Here is a 15771-nt window from a genome sequence, read left to right as displayed (position 1 = left end):
TCCCGGGGCTGCCAGGGGTGACGATCAACAAAGATATGGAGGCGGCTAGCGGCAGAAGGTGATGGAGCCCTCGGCGCAGACCCGCTCGCCGTCGATCCAGGTCGCGCCGGACAGGTCGGCCCGGTAGAAATCCACGTCGCGCACTCGCGCGCCCGTCAGGTCGGCGCCGCGCAGATTGGCCGAGACCATGCGGGCGTCGGCGAGGTCGGCCCCGGCGAAGGTGGTGTTCTGGAGATTGGCCTGGCTGAAATCGGCGAACTTGAGCCGGGCCCCCTCGAAGCTCGCCCCTTGCAGATCGGCCCCCAGAAATCGGGCGCGGCCGCCCTGGACGCCGTTGAAGATGGAGCCCGCAAGCTTGGCGCGGTTGAAGCTGGAATCGTCCAGCCGCCCGCCGCTGAGGTCGATCTTCTCCAGATCCACCCGGTCGAAGCTGCAGCGCCGCCAGTCGACGCCCGGTGCCGGTGGATCGGAGCAGGCGGCCTGGGCCGGTGCCGCGCCGAACGCGATCCCGGCGAGCAGGGCGAGAAGAACTGGGAGGAGGTGACGGGAAAGACGCGGCATGGGGGCCTCTGTTCGCGGGGCGACGGGGCCAGCGCACTTGATAGGGTTTGCGAAAGCGGGCCCCGGCGCCCGTCGGTTTCTGTACCTGGGTGCGTCGGGGCGGAAGACTATCACGGGGATCGGATCAGCAAAGGGTCATGCGCCAACAGGCCGCTGTCCGCCAGATCGCCCGGGAGACCAGACAGCTGAGGAGACCAGTTCGAGCAGGAGGCGCGAAAGTCGCGCGGGGGCGAAGGGCGTCGGCTGTGCCATGAGCGATTGTCTTGGCACGGACTCCGCCGGCACGGGGCCGACAGTCCCTCCCGCCACCGGTCCGGTCCGTTGGGACGGTCGCTCGCCTTGGGTGCGCATCCGATCCTCCCCTTGGCCCGGAGAGATCGGCGTCGCGGGGCGGAGACCCCGGGCGGCGCCTCCCGAAGGGGGCCGCACGCACCGCACGGGAGCGTCAACGGAGGCCGGCACCACCCCGCAGGAGAGAGCCTGCATGAGATCCTGTCGGCCCGGACCGGGCCCGTCCGCCGCACCCGGTGGTGGTCCGGCGAGGCCGGATCGTCCGAGAGCAAAGCATCAAAGGCCCCGCGCGATGAAAGAAGCGTGACATCGGCGCCTCGATGCGGCAAGTGAAAATTCAATATAGCGTGTGGGTTTTATAATGAAATTCCGATAATTACTTCTCAACAATTAATTCCATTATTTTCCACCAACTTATCCACAAGAATTTTTCGGGAAAAGCCCAGAGAAGTTACGTGGAATCAACGGCTTCCCGGGGGCGCTCCAGGCCGCGCTGCCGGTTGTGGAAAACCGTATGCTGTTTTAAAGAGAACGAGACTTTTGCGCGGTGCGACCCTACGCCGGGTTTGAGGGCGCCGGGTGATGGTCTATAAGACGTGTCGAAATTGTCAGGGGCGCGCGGTCCGGACCGGGGAGCGCGCTGCCATTCGGGCGAACCGGCACCGCCTCGCGGCGGCGCCTGTCAGGGGGCCTACACTTACGAGGCCCGCCAGTATGAGGGAAGTATGAGCGCTCACAATCGGCCGCTGTCTCCGCACCTTCAGGTCTACAAGCCCCAGCTCACGAGCGTCATGTCCATCTGCCATCGCGCGACCGGGATCGCGCTGGCGGCGGGCGTGCTGCTGCTGGTCTGGTGGGTGGTCGCCGCCGCCGCGGGACCGGAGGCCTTCGCCACGGCGCACGGGTTCCTGGGCTCCTGGTTCGGGATGCTGATCCTGTTCGGGTTCACCGGGGCGCTGATGTACCACCTGTGCAACGGCATCCGGCACCTGTTCTGGGACGCCGGCTACGGTTTCGAGCTGGAGACGGCGTATAAGTCGGGCTGGATGACGCTGGGCGCCGCGGCGGTGCTCACCGTCGTCGCCTGGATCATCGTCGCCGCCGGCTGACGAGGGGGACAAGAGAATGTCTGAGAATTCGATGCGCAGCACCTCGATGCGGAGCACCCTGGGGCGGGTCCGCCATCTGGGCTCGGCCAAGGAGGGCGTGCACCACTGGTGGATGCAGCGCCTCACCGCCCTCGCCCTGGTGCCGCTGGTGCTCTGGTTCGTGGTGTCCGTCGCCGGCCTGGCCGGGATGGACTACGCCGGCGCCCTGGCCTGGATCGGCTCGCCGTCGGTCGCCATCACCCTGGTCCTTCTGATCGGTGCGACCTTCTACCACGCCCAGCTGGGTCTCCAGGTCGTCATCGAGGACTACATCCACAACGAAGGTCTGAAGATCGCCGCCCTGGTCCTGGTGAAGTTCGCCATGATCATCCTCGCGGTGGCCTCGATCTTCGCCGTGTTGAAAATCGCCTTCGGAGGCTGAGATCATGGACGCCTATCCCATCATCGAACACGAGTACGACGTGGTCGTCGTCGGGGCCGGCGGCGCCGGTCTGCGCGCCACGCTCGGCATGTCTCTGGAAGGGCTGAAGACGGCCTGCATCACCAAGGTGTTCCCCACCCGCAGCCACACCGTTGCCGCCCAGGGCGGCATCGGTGCCGCGCTCGACAACATGGGCGAGGGGGACAACTGGAAGTTCCACATGTACGACACGGTCAAGGGCTCCGACTGGCTCGGCGACCAGGACGCGATCGAGTACATGTGCCGCAACGCCATTCCGGCGGTGATCGAGCTCGAGCATTTCGGCGTGCCGTTCTCGCGCACCGAGGAAGGCAAGATCTACCAGCGGCCGTTCGGCGGCCACACGCTGAACCACGGCAAGTCGATGGCCAAGCGCGCCTGCGCCGCCGCCGACCGCACCGGCCACGCGATCCTGCACACGCTGTATCAGCAGTCGCTGCGCAACAACGCCGAGTTCTTCATCGAGTATTTCGCCCTCGACCTCATCATGAGCGAGGAAGGCGAGTGCGTCGGCGTCATGGCGCTGTGCCTGGAGGACGGCACCATCCACCGGTTCCGCGCCCACCAGACGGTGCTGGCGACCGGCGGCTACGGCCGCGCCTACTTCTCCTGCACCTCGGCGCATACCTGCACGGGCGACGGCAACGCGATGGTGCTGCGCGCCGGCCTGCCGCTGCAGGACATGGAGTTCGTGCAGTTCCACCCGACCGGCATCTACGGCGCCGGCTGCCTGATCACCGAGGGCGCGCGCGGCGAGGGCGGATACCTCACCAACTCCGAAGGCGAGCGCTTCATGGAGCGCTACGCGCCGACCGCCAAGGACCTGGCCTCGCGCGACGTGGTCAGCCGGGCGATGACCATCGAGATCAACGAGGGCCGCGGCGTGGGTCCGAACAGCGACCACATCATGCTGCACCTGGAGCACCTGGACCCCGACGTCCTGCACCAGCGCCTGCCGGGCATCTCGGAGACTGCCAAGGTCTTCGCCGGCTCCGACGTGACCAAGGAGCCGATCCCGGTGCTGCCGACCGTGCACTACAACATGGGCGGCATCCCGACGAACTATCACGGCGAGGTCATCTCCCCGACCGCCGACGATCCGAACCGGGTGGTCCCGGGCCTGATGGCGATCGGCGAGGCAGCCTGCGTGTCGGTGCACGGCGCCAACCGCCTGGGCACCAACTCGCTGCTCGACATCGTGGTGTTCGGCCGTGCCGCCGCCCACCGCGCCGCCGAGACGGTGAAGCCGGGCGAGGGCCACAAGCCGATCACCAAGGATTCCACCGAGAAGGCGATCGCCCGACTCGACCGGATCCGCAATGCCAAGGGCGAGCTCCGCTCCGGCGAGGTGCGGCTCGACATGCAGCGCGCCATGCAGACCCATGCCGCGGTGTTCCGCACCACCGAGCTCATGGAGAACGGCCTGAAGAAGATCCACGAGGTGGCGAACTCGATGCCGAATGTGGGCGTCAACGACAAGTCGCTGATCTGGAACACCGATCTGGTCGAGACCCTGGAGCTCGACAACCTGATGGGTCAGGCGATCGTCACCCTGAACTCGGCGTCGCTGCGCCAGGAGAGCCGGGGTGCGCACGCCCATGAGGACTTCCCGGACCGCGACGACGACACCTGGATGAAGCACACGGTCATGTGGCTGAACGACAAGAACGAGACCCGGGTCTCGTATCGCGACGTCCACATGAACACGCTTTCGAACGAGGTCGAGGTGATCCCGCCGGTGGCGCGCGTCTACTGAGCCGCGCCCGCCGCACCGGATAGCCAGATAGCGAAGGAAAAACACCGATGGCCGAGTTCACTCTGCCCGCGAATTCCAAGGTCAAGATCGGCGACACCTACAAGGCGCCGGACGGAGCCAAGCGGGTCAAGAAGTTCAAGATCTACCGCTACGACCCGGACAAGGGTGCCAATCCCCGTCTCGATACCTACGAGATCGACATGGACGATTGCGCGCCGATGGTTCTGGACGCGCTGATCAAGATCAAGAACGAGATCGACACCACGCTGACCTTCCGCCGGTCGTGCCGCGAGGGCATCTGCGGGTCGTGCTCGATGAACATCGACGGCACGAACACGCTGGCCTGCCTGAAGCCGATCGAGGATGTGAAGGGCGACGTCCACATCTATCCGCTGCCGCACATGCCGGTGATCAAGGACCTGGTCCCCGATCTCTCGGTGCCCTACGCGCAGCTCGCCTCGGTGGAGCCCTGGCTGCAGGCCGACACCCCGCCCTCGCCGACCGAGGAGCGCCGGCAGTCGCCGGAGGAGCGCGAGAAGCTTGATGGGCTGTGGGAATGCGTCCTGTGCTTCTGCTGCACCACTTCGTGTCCGAGCTACTGGTGGAACGGCGACCGTTATCTGGGCCCGGCCGTGCTGCTGCAGGCCTATCGCTGGATCGCCGACAGCCGCGACGAGCGCACCGGCGACCGTCTGGACGCGCTGGAGGATCCGTTCCGCCTGTACCGTTGCCACACGATCATGAACTGCACCAAGACCTGCCCGAAGGGCCTGAACCCGGCCAAGGCGATCGCCGAGATCAAGAAGCTCATGGTGCTGCGCCAGTAGATGGAGCGGCGAATCCCGCGGGATCTTCCTTCGTCACGGCAACATCAAACCCGGTGCCCTCAAGGCGCCGGGTTTTGTTTGTGTCCCCCTCCCCTTTTCACACTCCCCGGAATGAATCCGGGGAGTGTGTGAATACGGGAGAGGAGAGTTCAGCGCTCTACCGCACCCCATACTCCTTGATCACGTCCGCGTCCGGCTCCGGTCCCAGCCCCGGCATGTCGGGGACCGCGAAGAACCCGTCCACCGGGTCGAGCCAGCGCTGGTACAGCATCGCCTCCGGGCGAATGTAGAACCGCTCGATCAGCCCCGGATTGGCCAGACCCGCCGCCAGGTGCAGGGTCGCCAGGAAGCCCGGCCCGAAATATGGCGAGTGCGGCATCACCTGCACCCCGGCCGCCTCGCAGAGCGCCGCCGTCTTGCGGAACTCGGTGATGCCGCCGACCTTGGTCACGCTGGGCTGGGCATAGTCGACGGCACCAGCCTGGACCGCCTGGCCGAACATCATCGCCGTGCACCAGTTCTCGCCGGCCGCGATCGGCACCCCGGTCTCGCGCCGCAGATGGGCGAGGCTGGCGAAATCCTCCGGCGGGAAGATCGGTTCCTCCAGCCAGTGCAGGTCGAAGGCGTCCAGTTCCACCGCCATGCGCCGCGCCTGATCCGGTGTCCAGGGGCAGTTGGTGTCGACCATGATCGGGATGTCGTCGCCGGCCGCCTCGCGCGCGGCCCCCACTTCCTCGGCGGCGATCTCGTGCAGCTTGATGTACTTGTACCCCTCCTCGAGGGATTGTTTCACATCCTTAACGACCGCCTCCTGGTCGCGCAGGATGAACAGCGACGAATAGGCCGGCAGCTTGGCCGAGGGCGAGCCGCCGAAGAGCTGGCACAGCGGCATGTTCGCGGCCTTGGCGGCGATGTCCCACAGGGCCAGGTCGAGGCCGGAGATCGCGAAGATGGTGATCCCGTGGCGGCCGAACAGGTGCATCTTCTGCTGCAGCCGGTGGTTCAGCCCGACGATGTCCGTGGCGTCCTCGCCGATCGCGGCCGGCGCGATCATGTGCTCCACCGCCGCGGTCACCGCGTCCAGGCAGTGGTAGGCGAAGGCGTCGCCCCAGCCCACCAGGCCGGTATCGGTCGTCACCTTGACCAGACAGGTGTCCAGCATCGCCCAACTGCCCGTCGCGAAGGCCTTGGTCTCGCCGCTATGGCTGAAGGGGATGCGGAGCGGAATGGCCTCGACGGCGGCGATCTTCATGGGCGTCCTCCCGGGAACGATGGTGTTTGTGATTGTCCGCCATCTTAGGCTGCGCGGGGCGCGTCCTGTCGAGCCCGCATCTGGCACTGATCCGGCGCGTCCAATGACCGATTGGCCGCCTCGGAGGGACGGTGCTAGGGTTCCGGCCGCTCATCCGATCGACCGTGCCGTCTCGACACCGGGACCAAACACCCCATCTCAGCGTGCAGCACCGAACTGCCACAAGAACGCGAGGAAAACCGCCGATGCCTGCTCTCGAAATCGTTCTCGTCCCGGCCCTGTCGGACAATTACGTCTATCTGCTGCACGACGCGGCCTCCGGTGCGACCGCCGTGGTCGATCCCGGCGAGGCGGCCCCGGTGGAGGCGGCCCTGGCCGAGCGCGGCTGGAAGCTGACCCATATCCTCAACACCCACCACCATGCCGACCATATCGACGGCAACGAGGCGCTGAAGGCCAAGTACGGCGCCACCCTGGTCGGGCCGAAGGCCGAGGCGGCCCGGATCCCGGACATGGACGTCACCGTGGCCGAGGGCGACACCTACGACTTCGCCGGCCATACCGCCCAGGTGTTCGATACGCCGGGTCACACCACCGGCCATATCTCCCTGTATTTCGCCGACAGCGACGCGCTGTTCCCGGGCGACACCCTGTTCTCGCTCGGCTGCGGGCGGATGTTCGAGGGCACGCCGGCCCAGTTCTGGGACTCGCTCACCAAGCTGCGCAAGCTGCCCGACACGACCTACATCTATTGCGGCCACGAATACACCGCCGCCAACGCGAAGTTCGCCCTGTCGATCGACGGCGACAACGACGCCCTGAAGGCGCGGGCCAAGGAGATCGAGGAACAGCGAGCCAACGGCGAGCCGACGATTCCCTCCCTGCTCGGCCAGGAGAAGACGATCAACCCGTTCCTGCGGGCCGACGATCCGGCGATCGCCGCCGCCGTGGGCAAGCCCGGCGCCGATCCGGTGGACGTCTTCGCCGCCGTGCGCAAGGGCAAGGACAACTTCTGACCGATCCGCATCGCCAACCAAGACCCCCTGGCCGCATCGACCCGGGGTATTTCCTGTGAGGAAACCCAGATGAAGCTCTACCAGTCCCCCGCCTCTCCCTATGTCCGCAAGGTCGTGGTGGTCGCCCACGAGACCGGGCTGATCGACCAGATCGAGCTGGAGGCAGTGAAGACGGCGCCCGGCGCTCCCGATGCCGACGTGGCCAAGGCCAACCCGGTGAAGAAGATCCCGGCCCTGGTGACCGATGACGGCCTGTCGCTGTTCGACTCGCCGGTGATCTGCGAGTACCTGGACAGCCAGCACGAGGGCCCGAAGGTGTTCCCGGAGCCGGGCAACGCCCGCTGGCACGCCCTGCGCGTCCAGGCGGCCGCCGACGGCCTGCTGGATGCCGCCCTGCTGATCATCTACGAGGGCCGGATCCGGCCGGAAGAGCTGCATTACAAGCCCTGGACCGACGCCCAGATGAGCAAGGTCGACGGCGCCCTGGCCGCGCTCGACACCTGGTCGGAGGATTTCGGCGACCGGGTCGATATCGGCACCATCACCGCTGGCTGCGCCCTCGGCTATCTCGACTTCCGGTTCCCGGACAAGGACTGGCGCGGCGAGAACCGGGCGCTGGCCACCTGGTACGAGCGGTTCTCCGCCCGGCCGTCCATGCAGGCCACCAAGCCGGTTGGGTGAGCCGACGATGGATGACGAGGTCAAGAAACTGATCGACCGGATGGGCCTCCAGGCCCATCCGGAAGGCGGCTGGTACAAGGAGACCTACCGCGACGCCCCGGAAGGCGGCGGACGCGGGGCGGTGACCCAAATCTACTATCTGCTGTCGGCGGGCGAGCTGTCCGCCTGGCACCGGGTCACAGACGCGACGGAGATCTGGCACCATTATGCCGGCGCGCCGCTGGTGCTGACCCTGTCGCCGAATGGCCACGACGCCGAGGCCCATACGCTGGGCGCCGACGTGCTGGCCGGCCAGACGCCCCAGGTGGTGGTGCCGCCCGGCTGGTGGCAGACGGCTGAGAGCCTGGGCCGCTGGACCCTGTGCGGCTGCACGGTGGCCCCGGCCTTCGAGTTCTCCGGCTTCGAGATGGCCCCGCCGGACTGGCGCCCGGTGCCGAGGACTGCCGGAAGCTAGAGCGCCGGATCCGCCACCTGGCGCCGCAACATGCGGTGTGCCGCCAGCACCGCGCCGCCGACGATCAGCACGCAGGCGATCGCCACCTCCGGTGTCGCCGGCGCCAGACCGGCCGCAACCAGGACCAGGGTCGACAACAGCGGGGCGGCGTAGGAGGAGGCGCCGAGCACCTGGATGTCGCCCTTCTTCACACCGATGTCCCAGGTGAAGAACGCCCCGCCCACGGGGCCCAGTCCCAAGGCCAGCACCGCCAGCCACTCGATCGTGGTCTGCGGCCAGACCGTGGTCTCGAAGATCAGGTGGCAGGGGATGGCAAGAATCGCGGCCGCGGCGCAGAACCCGCCGACCGCATCGGTCGGTACGTGTCCGAAACGACGCGAGGCGACCGAATAGCTCGACCAGGTCAGGGCGCAGACCCCGGCGGCGATGTAGCCCAGCGTGTAGCGCGGGTCGATCTCCAGGCTCTGGCCCTTGGTGACCAGCAGGGCCGCGCCGGCGAGACCGAGCAGGGCGCCGCCCACATGGAACCAGCGCAGCCGCTCGCCCGGCAGCAGGGCGGAGAACACGACGATCAGCAGCGGCCAGAGATAGGCGATCAGGCTCGCCTCCACCGCCGGCGCGTTGCGCAGGGCCAGGAAGTAGAAGAAGTGATAGCCGAACAGCCCGCCGACCCCCAGCAGCCAGACCGGCGCCGGCTGGCGCAGATGGGCCAGCGGCGAGCTCCCCCGGGCCAGCGAGCCGACGATGCCGATCGCCGTGGCGACGCTGAACGTCATCGCCAGGAGCTGGAACGGCGGCACGTCGCCGGACAGGGCGGTGAACAGGGCGAGCAGCGCCCAACTCAGCACGGCGGTGAAACCGATCAGGGTGGCGCGGCCTCGGGTCATGCGGCGTCGGTCATCGGGGGGGGGAACCTATGGGCTGGCTGGCATGCGTGGGCGGGAGCCATTCGGTTTACGCGCTTGCCGGGAACGCTGCCACACGAAACAATCGCTAAAATCCCGTTCTCATGGTGTACCCGACATGCCGCATACGCGACTCCGCAAGTTCAACACCCGCGACACCTATCCCGACCAGGCGCTCGACAACGACCTGTGCCAGGCGGTGGTCGCCAACGGCACGGTCTATCTGCGCGGCCAGGTCGGCACCGATTTCGACGGCAACCTGGTGGGCCGCGACGATCCGGCCGCCCAGACCGACCAGGCGATGCGCAACGTGGAGACCCTGCTGACCGAGGCGGGCGCGCGGCTGGAGGATATCGTCAAGATCACCATCTTCATCACCCGGCGCGAGGATCGCGAGCCGGTCTATCGCACCGTCGGCAGGTGGCTGAAGGGCGTCTATCCGGTCTCCACCGGCCTGATGGTCGCCGGGCTCGCCAAAGAGGAATGGCTGATGGAAATCGACGTGATCGCCGTGATCCCGCAAGAGGATTAGCGACACCCAACACGACTGGAGGAGGAAACCATGACCGCCGTGACCCCGAAGGCTGCGAACCACAACGGACTCGACCCGCTGGCCTCACGCTATGTCGATGTGGACGGTATGGACTGGGAGCCGACCCCCTATCCCGGCGTGGAATGGAAGATCCTGCTGAAGGACGAGGAGAGCGGGCTGCTGACCGCCCTGTTCAAATGGGCGCCCGGCTCGGAGCTGCCGCTGCACGAGCACACCCGCATCGAGCAGACCTTCGTGCTGGAAGGCTCCATCGAGGACGAGGAGGGCGAGGTGACGGCCGGCAACTTCGTCTGGCGGCCGGCGGGTTCCAGGCATGTGGCGAAGTCGCGGAACGGGGCGCTGCTGCTGGGAACGTTTCTGAAGCCCAACAAGTTTCTGTGAGGCGGAAGCGCGGTCCCTCGATACGCGCACCAAGGCCGGAGTGCGCCGTGGGATGGGAAGAAGCGGAATGTGCTCTATCTTTAATGGGATAGAGGGCGATTCACGGTACGGATCGTTTCGATCTGAACCGATCGCACTCTAGAGCCAAATCCGACCATATTGAATCATGAAATGACTCAATATGGTCGGTGAATTTGTCTCTGAAACAACAAGATAGAGCAGATTCACGCACGGTGACGCGATCACCAAGTGATCCCGTCACCGCACGATCTGCTCTAGCGCCCCACGTCGTCCGACGGCCGGCCGAAATCGTTCGGACGCCAGAGGTCCGGCGGAAGGTCCAGGCCGAAGACCGGGTCGAGCAGCGCCACCTTCACCTCCACGCCCTGGGCGTCGGTGATGATCCACTGCTTCAGGGACAGCGGATTGTCCTGGAAGGTCAGGATCACGTTGCCCTGATCCGGATCGTCGCGCTGGCGAAGCTGCAGACGGATCACGTTGGAGCCCTTCTGCACGTCCTCGACCACCAGCTCGTCCATCAGGTCGACCTCGTCGGAGACCAGCACCGAAAGCGGCGAGGAGATCAGCGGGATCTGGGTGGTCTGCTCCAGGTCGTTGTCCTGGTAGGTGAGCCAGATTCCGTCGGCGGTGATCAGCACCGGCGAGGGCGGGGCATATTCGAACCGCATGCGGCCCGGGCGCTCCAGCCAGACCACCCCGCGGGCGACCAGCCCGGTCGAGCTCGCCTGCAGGAATGTCGAGCGCATGCTGGTGAGCTGGTTGAAGTAGTCCTCCACCCGCTGGACTTCCGCCCGCTGTTCGGCGGTGAGCCCCTGGGCGACGGCGGAAGCGGGTACCCCTGCGACACCCCCGGCGGCGGCGACGGTGAACAGCAGGGCGGCGAGGAGGGAGCGTGCTCGGATCATGTCGCTGACTTGGCGTGTCGCGGGGCGAATGGCAAGCGGCAAATCGGAGACGGCCGCGTCACGATTGCGCCACGACACTCTGCCTGTGCGCCGCCCGAAGCCGCGGTCGGCCGAAGCGGCACTCGGCCTAACCTAACCGCTACTCGGCCGAATGGTCGCCGACCAGGACCTCGCGCTTGCCCACATGGTTGGCCTGGCTGACAACGCCCTCGGATTCCATGCGCTCGATCAGGGTGGCCGCCCGGTTGTAGCCGATCTTCAGGTGGCGCTGGATGAAACTGGTCGACGCCTTGCCCTCGCGCGCCACGATCGCCACCGCCTGATCGTAGAGTTCGTCGCCGGATCCGCCGCCCTCGCCGGCGCCGGAGAAGCCGAGCGGATCGCCGACCCCGTCGTCGTCCTCGGTGATGGTCTCGTCGTATTCCGGCTCGCCCTGGGTCTTCAGGTGGCGGACCACGTCCTCCACCTCCTCGTCGGAGCAGAACGGCCCGTGCACGCGGGTGATGCGCCCGCCGCCGGCCATGTAGAGCATGTCGCCCATGCCCAGGAGCTGTTCGGCCCCCTGCTCGCCCAGGATGGTGCGGCTGTCGATCTTGGAGGTGACCTGGAACGAGATCCGGGTCGGGAAGTTCGCCTTGATCGTGCCGGTGATGACGTCGACCGAGGGACGCTGGGTCGCCATGATGACGTGGATGCCGGCGGCGCGCGCCATCTGCGCCAGACGCTGGACCGCGCCCTCGATATCCTTGCCGGCGACCAGCATCAGGTCGGCCACCTCGTCGATCACCACGACGATATAGGGCAGGGGCACCAGGTCGAGGGGCTCCTCCTCGAAGACCGGCTTGCCGCTGTCGGCGTCGAAGCCGGTCTGCACCCGGCGCTTCAGCACCTCGCCCTTCTTCACCGCCTCGGCGATGCGGGCGTTGTAGCCGTCGATGTTGCGCACGCCGAGCTTCGACATGGCCCGGTAGCGGCTCTCCATCTCGCGCACGGTCCATTTCAGCGCGACGACCGCCTTCTTCGGGTCGGTCACGACCGGGGAGAGCAGATGCGGGATGCCGTCATAGACCGACAGCTCCAGCATCTTGGGATCGATCATGATGAAGCGGCAGCGCTCCGGCGGCAGCCGGTAGAGCAGCGACAGGATCATCGTGTTCACCGCCACCGACTTGCCCGAGCCGGTGGTGCCGGCGATCAGCAGGTGCGGCATGCGGGCGAGATCGACGGCGATCGGCGTGCCGCCGATATCCTTGCCCAGGGCGATCGCCAGCTTGTGCGAGGAGCTGTTGATCGAGTCGGATTCCAGCACCTCGCGGAAATACACGGTCTCGCGCCGGGCGTTCGGCAACTCGATGCCGATCACGTTGCGTCCCGGGACCACGGCGACGCGGACCGAGACCGCGCTCATGGAGCGGGCGATGTCGTCGGACAGGCCGATCACCCGCGACGACTTGGTGCCGGGGGCCGGCTCCAGTTCGTACAGGGTGACCACCGGGCCGTAGCGGACCTTGCCGATGGTTCCCTTCACGCCGAAATCGGCCAGCACGCTTTCCAGCATGCGAGCGTTCTGCTCCAGGGAATCCTCGTCCGGGCCGGTGGTCTGCGCCGGCGGATCCGTCAGCAGGTCGAGCTCGGGATAGACGTAGCTGCCGTCATTCGGACCGAGGTCGAACTGGCGCTGGGTGGCCTGGCGCGGCTTGGCGGTCTTGGCGGGCTTCTCCACCCGGCGCATCGACGGTTCGGCCGGCCGGTCGGCGGCCGCCTTGGCGGCGCGCACGGCCTGGCGCGGTGCCTCCGTCTCGCGGCGCTCTTCCTTCCAGGGGACGTCGCCCTCGTCGTCCTCGCCATCGCCGCCGTCCAGGCGCGGCTCCTTGCGGCGCACGCCGGCGCTGAAACCGGCGCCGAGCCGGGCACCGAGCCGCACACCGGCCTCGGCGCCACGGGCGCCCATGCGGGCGCCGCTGGCCGCACCGCTGGCGGCGTGGCGGAACAGGCCTATGACACCCCGGATGGCCTCGATCAGGCCGATGCCGGCGGACCAGAGGCCGGCGGCCAGAGCCAGGAGGCCGGACAGGATCGCCACCGGCAGCAGCCCGCCGATCGGGGCGAGCTGGGCGGCGACAGCGCCGGCCGGGGTCAGCACGATCGGGCCGAGGAAGCCGCCGAGCCCGGCGCGCAGCGGCCAGGCGGCGGGCGGGGTGATCAGCGCCAGGGCGGCGGTCGCCAGAACCATGGACAGGGGCAGCAGGGCGATGCGCAGGGGCCAGCGTCCGACCCGCTCGTGGCGCAGGATCCGCCAGCCCCAGACGGCCGGGATCAGCGCCAGCAGGGCGCTGGCGGCGCCGAGCGACTGCAGCAGCAGGTCGGCGATTACCGCGCCGACGAAGCCGAAGGGATGGGAGATCGCGCCGGACCCCGCCGCGTTGAGCGAGGGATCGGCCGGGTCATAGGCGCCGATGGTGGCCGCCAGCAGACCGGCGGCGGCGATCAGCGCCAGACCGCCCGCCTCTTCGCCGCGCCGCTGCAGGTACCGGGTCGCCTCGACCGGCAGAAGGGTTCGATTCTCATTGCCGCCGGACGCCCGTGCCATGCGCCTCAGCCCTCCCAGATCTCGGAGACGCGCGGTGCCGCCGGAGGGCCAACTCCGGGCGGTTCACGCGTATCGGGTTTGTTCCAAACGCCGAACAACTCTATACGACAGGGAGTTAGCGGGCAACCTTCACAGGGAAGATAAGAAAAAATCGAATCCTCTCAAACAGAAAGCGGGCCCGATGACCAGCATCGAGCCCGAGTTATGGGAGAGTGCGGCGTCGAAAGGACCCTGCCGCCTGGGGAGCGGGACCGCCGGAGCGGTCCCGCTATTGGATTGGTCGATCGGTCCCTGATCAGAAGGTCTGGGAACCGCGACCGAACTCCGGATAGGCCTCCATGCCGTTCTCGGCACGGTCCAGACCCAGGGCCTCGTCCTCTTCGCTCGGCCGCAGGCCGAAGATCAGCTTGAGGATGAACCACAGGATGGCCGAGGTGATGATCATGAAGACCGCCACACCGACGATGCCGGTCAGCTGACCGCCGATCGTCGCATCGCCGTTGGAGAACACGACCGCGATCGTGCCCCAGATGCCGGCGACGAGGTGGACCGAGATGGCACCGACCACGTCGTCGATCTTCAGCTTGTCGAGCAGCGGCACCGCGAACACGACCAGCGCGCCGCCGATACCGCCGATGATGATCGACAGGAACGGCGACGGGGCCAGCGGCTCCGCCGTGATCGCCACAAGGCCGCCCAGCGCGCCGTTGAGCAGCATCGTCAGGTCGACCTTCTTGTACATGATCCCCGTGAGGATCAGGGCGATCACCACGCCGGCCGCGGCGGCCAGGTTGGTGTTCATGTAGATGGTCGCGATGGCGACCACGTCGGCGGCGGAGCCCATGGCGAGCTGCGAACCGCCGTTGAAGCCGAACCAGCCCATCCACAGGATGAACGTGCCCAGCGCGGCCAGCGGCAGGTTGCTGCCCGGCATCGGGTTGATCGAGCCGTCGGCCCCGTACTTGCCCTTGCGGGCGCCGAGGATGATGGCGCCGGTCAGAGCCGCCCAGCCACCCACGGAGTGCACGATGGTCGAGCCTGCGAAGTCCAGGAAGCCGGCCTCGGACAGCCAGCCGCCACCCCAGCTCCAGGACCCCTGGATCGGGTAGAGGATACCGGTCAGAACGACCGTGAAGATCAGGAACGGCAGCAGCTTGATGCGCTCGGCCAGGGTGCCGGACACGATCGAGGCGGCCGTGGCCACGAACACCATCTGGAAGAACCAGTCGGAGGCCGCACCGTAGCCGGCGGCGTCGTCACCGGTGAACGCGCCCTCGGCGTCGAACGGATCGGCGGCCGACCACGGGCCCGGGACGCCGAAGAAGCCGGAAACGTCGGCATACATAAGGTTGTAGCCGATCACCCAGTACATCAGACCGGCGATCGAATAGAGCGACACGTTCTTGGTGAGCTGCATGGTCGTGTTCTTGGTGCGGACCAGTCCGGCCTCGAGCATCGCGAAGCCGGCGGCCATCCACATGACCAATGCGCCGTGGAAGGCGAAGGAGAAAGTGTTGAAAATGAACGCGGTCTCGATCGAGACTTCGGCCGAGGCGCTCTTGGTGAAGCCAACCGTCGCGACGGACGCCGCGAGGGCCAGCAGGCTGAAGGACATGAACTTCTTCATCGATTGTGCTCCCCGCCGCTACTCAGAGCGCGTCCGCGTCGGTTTCGCCCGTGCGGATACGAACCGCCTGGGCCACGTCCAGCACGAAGATCTTGCCGTCGCCGATCCGGCCGGTATTCGCCGACTTCTGGATCTGCTCCGCCACCTGGCCGACCATGTCGTCGGCAACGACGACCTCGACCTTGACCTTCGGCAGGAAATTCACGGAATACTCCGCGCCTCGATAGATTTCGGTTTGGCCCTTCTGACGGCCGAAACCCTTCACTTCGCTGACGGTAAGACCCTGGATTCCCAGGCCCGTCAGCGACTCGCGCACTTCGTCGAGCTTGAAGGGCTTGATGATGGCCATGACGAGTTTCATATCGCCCAACCTCGCACCTTG

General features: G+C 67.1%; 16 protein-coding genes. 9 read left to right on the top strand and 7 right to left on the bottom strand.

Annotated elements, in window-relative coordinates:
* Window positions 1–45: 45 nt before the first annotated feature.
* Entirely contained in the window at window positions 46–561 is a 516-nt protein-coding gene (locus G578_RS0121840) for a pentapeptide repeat-containing protein (RefSeq protein ID WP_028796039.1), read from the bottom strand.
* Window positions 562–1577: 1016 nt separating this feature from the next.
* Between G578_RS0121840 and sdhC the strand changes: the two genes are divergently transcribed.
* Genes sdhC through G578_RS0121820 form a run of 4 tightly spaced genes read left to right on the top strand, consistent with a single transcriptional unit; the run spans window position 1578 to window position 5004 of the window.
* Entirely contained in the window at window positions 1578–1961 is a 384-nt protein-coding gene (gene sdhC, locus G578_RS0121835; RefSeq protein ID WP_028796038.1) for a succinate dehydrogenase, cytochrome b556 subunit, read from the top strand.
* Between the two features lie 16 nt (window positions 1962–1977).
* Window positions 1978–2382 (top strand): succinate dehydrogenase, hydrophobic membrane anchor protein, encoded by a 405-nt coding sequence (sdhD, locus tag G578_RS0121830; RefSeq protein ID WP_028796037.1) that lies wholly within the window; start codon window positions 1978–1980, stop codon window positions 2380–2382.
* Between the two features lie 4 nt (window positions 2383–2386).
* Window positions 2387–4177, top strand: coding sequence for a succinate dehydrogenase flavoprotein subunit (sdhA, locus tag G578_RS0121825; RefSeq protein WP_028796036.1), 1791 nt, complete (start codon window positions 2387–2389; stop codon window positions 4175–4177).
* Window positions 4178–4224: 47 nt separating this feature from the next.
* Window positions 4225–5004, top strand: coding sequence for a succinate dehydrogenase iron-sulfur subunit (locus G578_RS0121820; RefSeq protein WP_028796035.1), 780 nt, complete (start codon window positions 4225–4227; stop codon window positions 5002–5004).
* Window positions 5005–5161: 157 nt separating this feature from the next.
* On the opposite strand, the gene G578_RS0121815 is transcribed toward G578_RS0121820, so the two are convergent.
* A complete protein-coding gene (locus tag G578_RS0121815) occupies window positions 5162–6256 on the bottom strand; it encodes a mandelate racemase/muconate lactonizing enzyme family protein (protein ID WP_028796034.1) in 1095 nt (364 codons plus the stop codon).
* A 245-nt stretch (window positions 6257–6501) separates the two neighbouring features.
* Between G578_RS0121815 and gloB the strand changes: the two genes are divergently transcribed.
* The 3 genes from gloB to G578_RS0121800 all read left to right on the top strand — a co-directional run bounded on the left by gloB (window position 6502) and on the right by G578_RS0121800 (window position 8407).
* A complete protein-coding gene (gene gloB / locus G578_RS0121810; protein WP_028796033.1) occupies window positions 6502–7272 on the top strand; it encodes a hydroxyacylglutathione hydrolase in 771 nt (256 codons plus the stop codon).
* 69 nt (window positions 7273–7341) lie between these two features.
* On the top strand, window positions 7342–7953 hold the full coding sequence (locus tag G578_RS0121805; protein WP_028796032.1) for a glutathione S-transferase family protein: 612 nt from the start codon (window positions 7342–7344) through the stop codon (window positions 7951–7953).
* 7 nt (window positions 7954–7960) lie between these two features.
* Window positions 7961–8407 carry a cupin domain-containing protein gene (locus tag G578_RS0121800; protein WP_028796031.1) on the top strand — a complete coding sequence of 149 codons (447 nt, stop codon included), beginning with the start codon at window positions 7961–7963 and terminating at the stop codon, window positions 8405–8407.
* On the opposite strand, the gene yddG is transcribed toward G578_RS0121800, so the two are convergent.
* The gene (gene yddG, locus G578_RS0121795; protein ID WP_028796030.1) at window positions 8404–9294 is read right to left on the bottom strand and encodes an aromatic amino acid exporter YddG; all 891 of its coding nucleotides are present in this window, start codon (window positions 9292–9294) and stop codon (window positions 8404–8406) included. The genes G578_RS0121800 and yddG overlap by 4 nt on opposite strands.
* Window positions 9295–9430: 136 nt before the next feature.
* Between yddG and G578_RS0121790 the strand changes: the two genes are divergently transcribed.
* Both G578_RS0121790 and G578_RS0121785 read left to right on the top strand, forming a co-directional pair.
* The gene (locus G578_RS0121790; RefSeq protein ID WP_028796029.1) at window positions 9431–9844 is read left to right on the top strand and encodes a RidA family protein; all 414 of its coding nucleotides are present in this window, start codon (window positions 9431–9433) and stop codon (window positions 9842–9844) included.
* A gap of 30 nt (window positions 9845–9874) precedes the next feature.
* Window positions 9875–10246 (top strand): cupin domain-containing protein, encoded by a 372-nt coding sequence (locus G578_RS0121785; protein ID WP_028796028.1) that lies wholly within the window; start codon window positions 9875–9877, stop codon window positions 10244–10246.
* Window positions 10247–10521: 275 nt separating this feature from the next.
* Here G578_RS0121785 and G578_RS0121780 read toward each other — a convergent pair whose 3' ends face one another.
* The 4 genes from G578_RS0121780 to G578_RS0121765 form a co-directional block, all read right to left on the bottom strand.
* On the bottom strand, window positions 10522–11172 hold the full coding sequence (locus G578_RS0121780; protein WP_038015665.1) for a LolA family protein: 651 nt from the start codon (window positions 11170–11172) through the stop codon (window positions 10522–10524).
* Between the two features lie 139 nt (window positions 11173–11311).
* The gene (locus G578_RS0121775) at window positions 11312–13762 is read right to left on the bottom strand and encodes an FtsK/SpoIIIE family DNA translocase (RefSeq protein WP_038015662.1); all 2451 of its coding nucleotides are present in this window, start codon (window positions 13760–13762) and stop codon (window positions 11312–11314) included.
* Window positions 13763–14057: 295 nt separating this feature from the next.
* On the bottom strand, window positions 14058–15389 hold the full coding sequence (locus tag G578_RS0121770) for an ammonium transporter (RefSeq protein WP_028796025.1): 1332 nt from the start codon (window positions 15387–15389) through the stop codon (window positions 14058–14060).
* Between the two features lie 22 nt (window positions 15390–15411).
* Window positions 15412–15750 (bottom strand): P-II family nitrogen regulator, encoded by a 339-nt coding sequence (locus G578_RS0121765; protein ID WP_028796024.1) that lies wholly within the window; start codon window positions 15748–15750, stop codon window positions 15412–15414.
* Window positions 15751–15771 lie beyond the last annotated feature (21 nt).

It is taken from the genome of Thalassobaculum salexigens DSM 19539 (assembly GCF_000423805.1).
GTDB classification, from domain to species: domain Bacteria; phylum Pseudomonadota; class Alphaproteobacteria; order Thalassobaculales; family Thalassobaculaceae; genus Thalassobaculum; species Thalassobaculum litoreum.
This window is presented reverse-complemented; position numbering and strand designations above follow the sequence as displayed.

Excerpts from the sequence above, each read along its gene's own strand:
- G578_RS0121840 (WP_028796039.1), bottom strand. The coding sequence starts at position 561 with ATGCCGCGTCTTTCCCGTCACCTCCTCCCAGTTCTTCTCGCCCTGCTC.
- sdhC (WP_028796038.1), top strand. The coding sequence starts at position 1,578 with ATGAGCGCTCACAATCGGCCGCTGTCTCCGCACCTTCAGGTCTACAAG.
- sdhD (WP_028796037.1), top strand. The coding sequence starts at position 1,978 with ATGTCTGAGAATTCGATGCGCAGCACCTCGATGCGGAGCACCCTGGGG.
- sdhA (WP_028796036.1), top strand. The coding sequence starts at position 2,387 with ATGGACGCCTATCCCATCATCGAACACGAGTACGACGTGGTCGTCGTC.
- G578_RS0121820 (WP_028796035.1), top strand. The coding sequence starts at position 4,225 with ATGGCCGAGTTCACTCTGCCCGCGAATTCCAAGGTCAAGATCGGCGAC.
- G578_RS0121815 (WP_028796034.1), bottom strand. The coding sequence starts at position 6,256 with ATGAAGATCGCCGCCGTCGAGGCCATTCCGCTCCGCATCCCCTTCAGC.
- gloB (WP_028796033.1), top strand. The coding sequence starts at position 6,502 with ATGCCTGCTCTCGAAATCGTTCTCGTCCCGGCCCTGTCGGACAATTAC.
- G578_RS0121805 (WP_028796032.1), top strand. The coding sequence starts at position 7,342 with ATGAAGCTCTACCAGTCCCCCGCCTCTCCCTATGTCCGCAAGGTCGTG.
- G578_RS0121800 (WP_028796031.1), top strand. The coding sequence starts at position 7,961 with ATGGATGACGAGGTCAAGAAACTGATCGACCGGATGGGCCTCCAGGCC.
- yddG (WP_028796030.1), bottom strand. The coding sequence starts at position 9,294 with ATGACCCGAGGCCGCGCCACCCTGATCGGTTTCACCGCCGTGCTGAGT.
- G578_RS0121790 (WP_028796029.1), top strand. The coding sequence starts at position 9,431 with ATGCCGCATACGCGACTCCGCAAGTTCAACACCCGCGACACCTATCCC.
- G578_RS0121785 (WP_028796028.1), top strand. The coding sequence starts at position 9,875 with ATGACCGCCGTGACCCCGAAGGCTGCGAACCACAACGGACTCGACCCG.
- G578_RS0121780 (WP_038015665.1), bottom strand. The coding sequence starts at position 11,172 with ATGATCCGAGCACGCTCCCTCCTCGCCGCCCTGCTGTTCACCGTCGCC.
- G578_RS0121775 (WP_038015662.1), bottom strand. The coding sequence starts at position 13,762 with ATGGCACGGGCGTCCGGCGGCAATGAGAATCGAACCCTTCTGCCGGTC.
- G578_RS0121770 (WP_028796025.1), bottom strand. The coding sequence starts at position 15,389 with ATGAAGAAGTTCATGTCCTTCAGCCTGCTGGCCCTCGCGGCGTCCGTC.
- G578_RS0121765 (WP_028796024.1), bottom strand. The coding sequence starts at position 15,750 with ATGAAACTCGTCATGGCCATCATCAAGCCCTTCAAGCTCGACGAAGTG.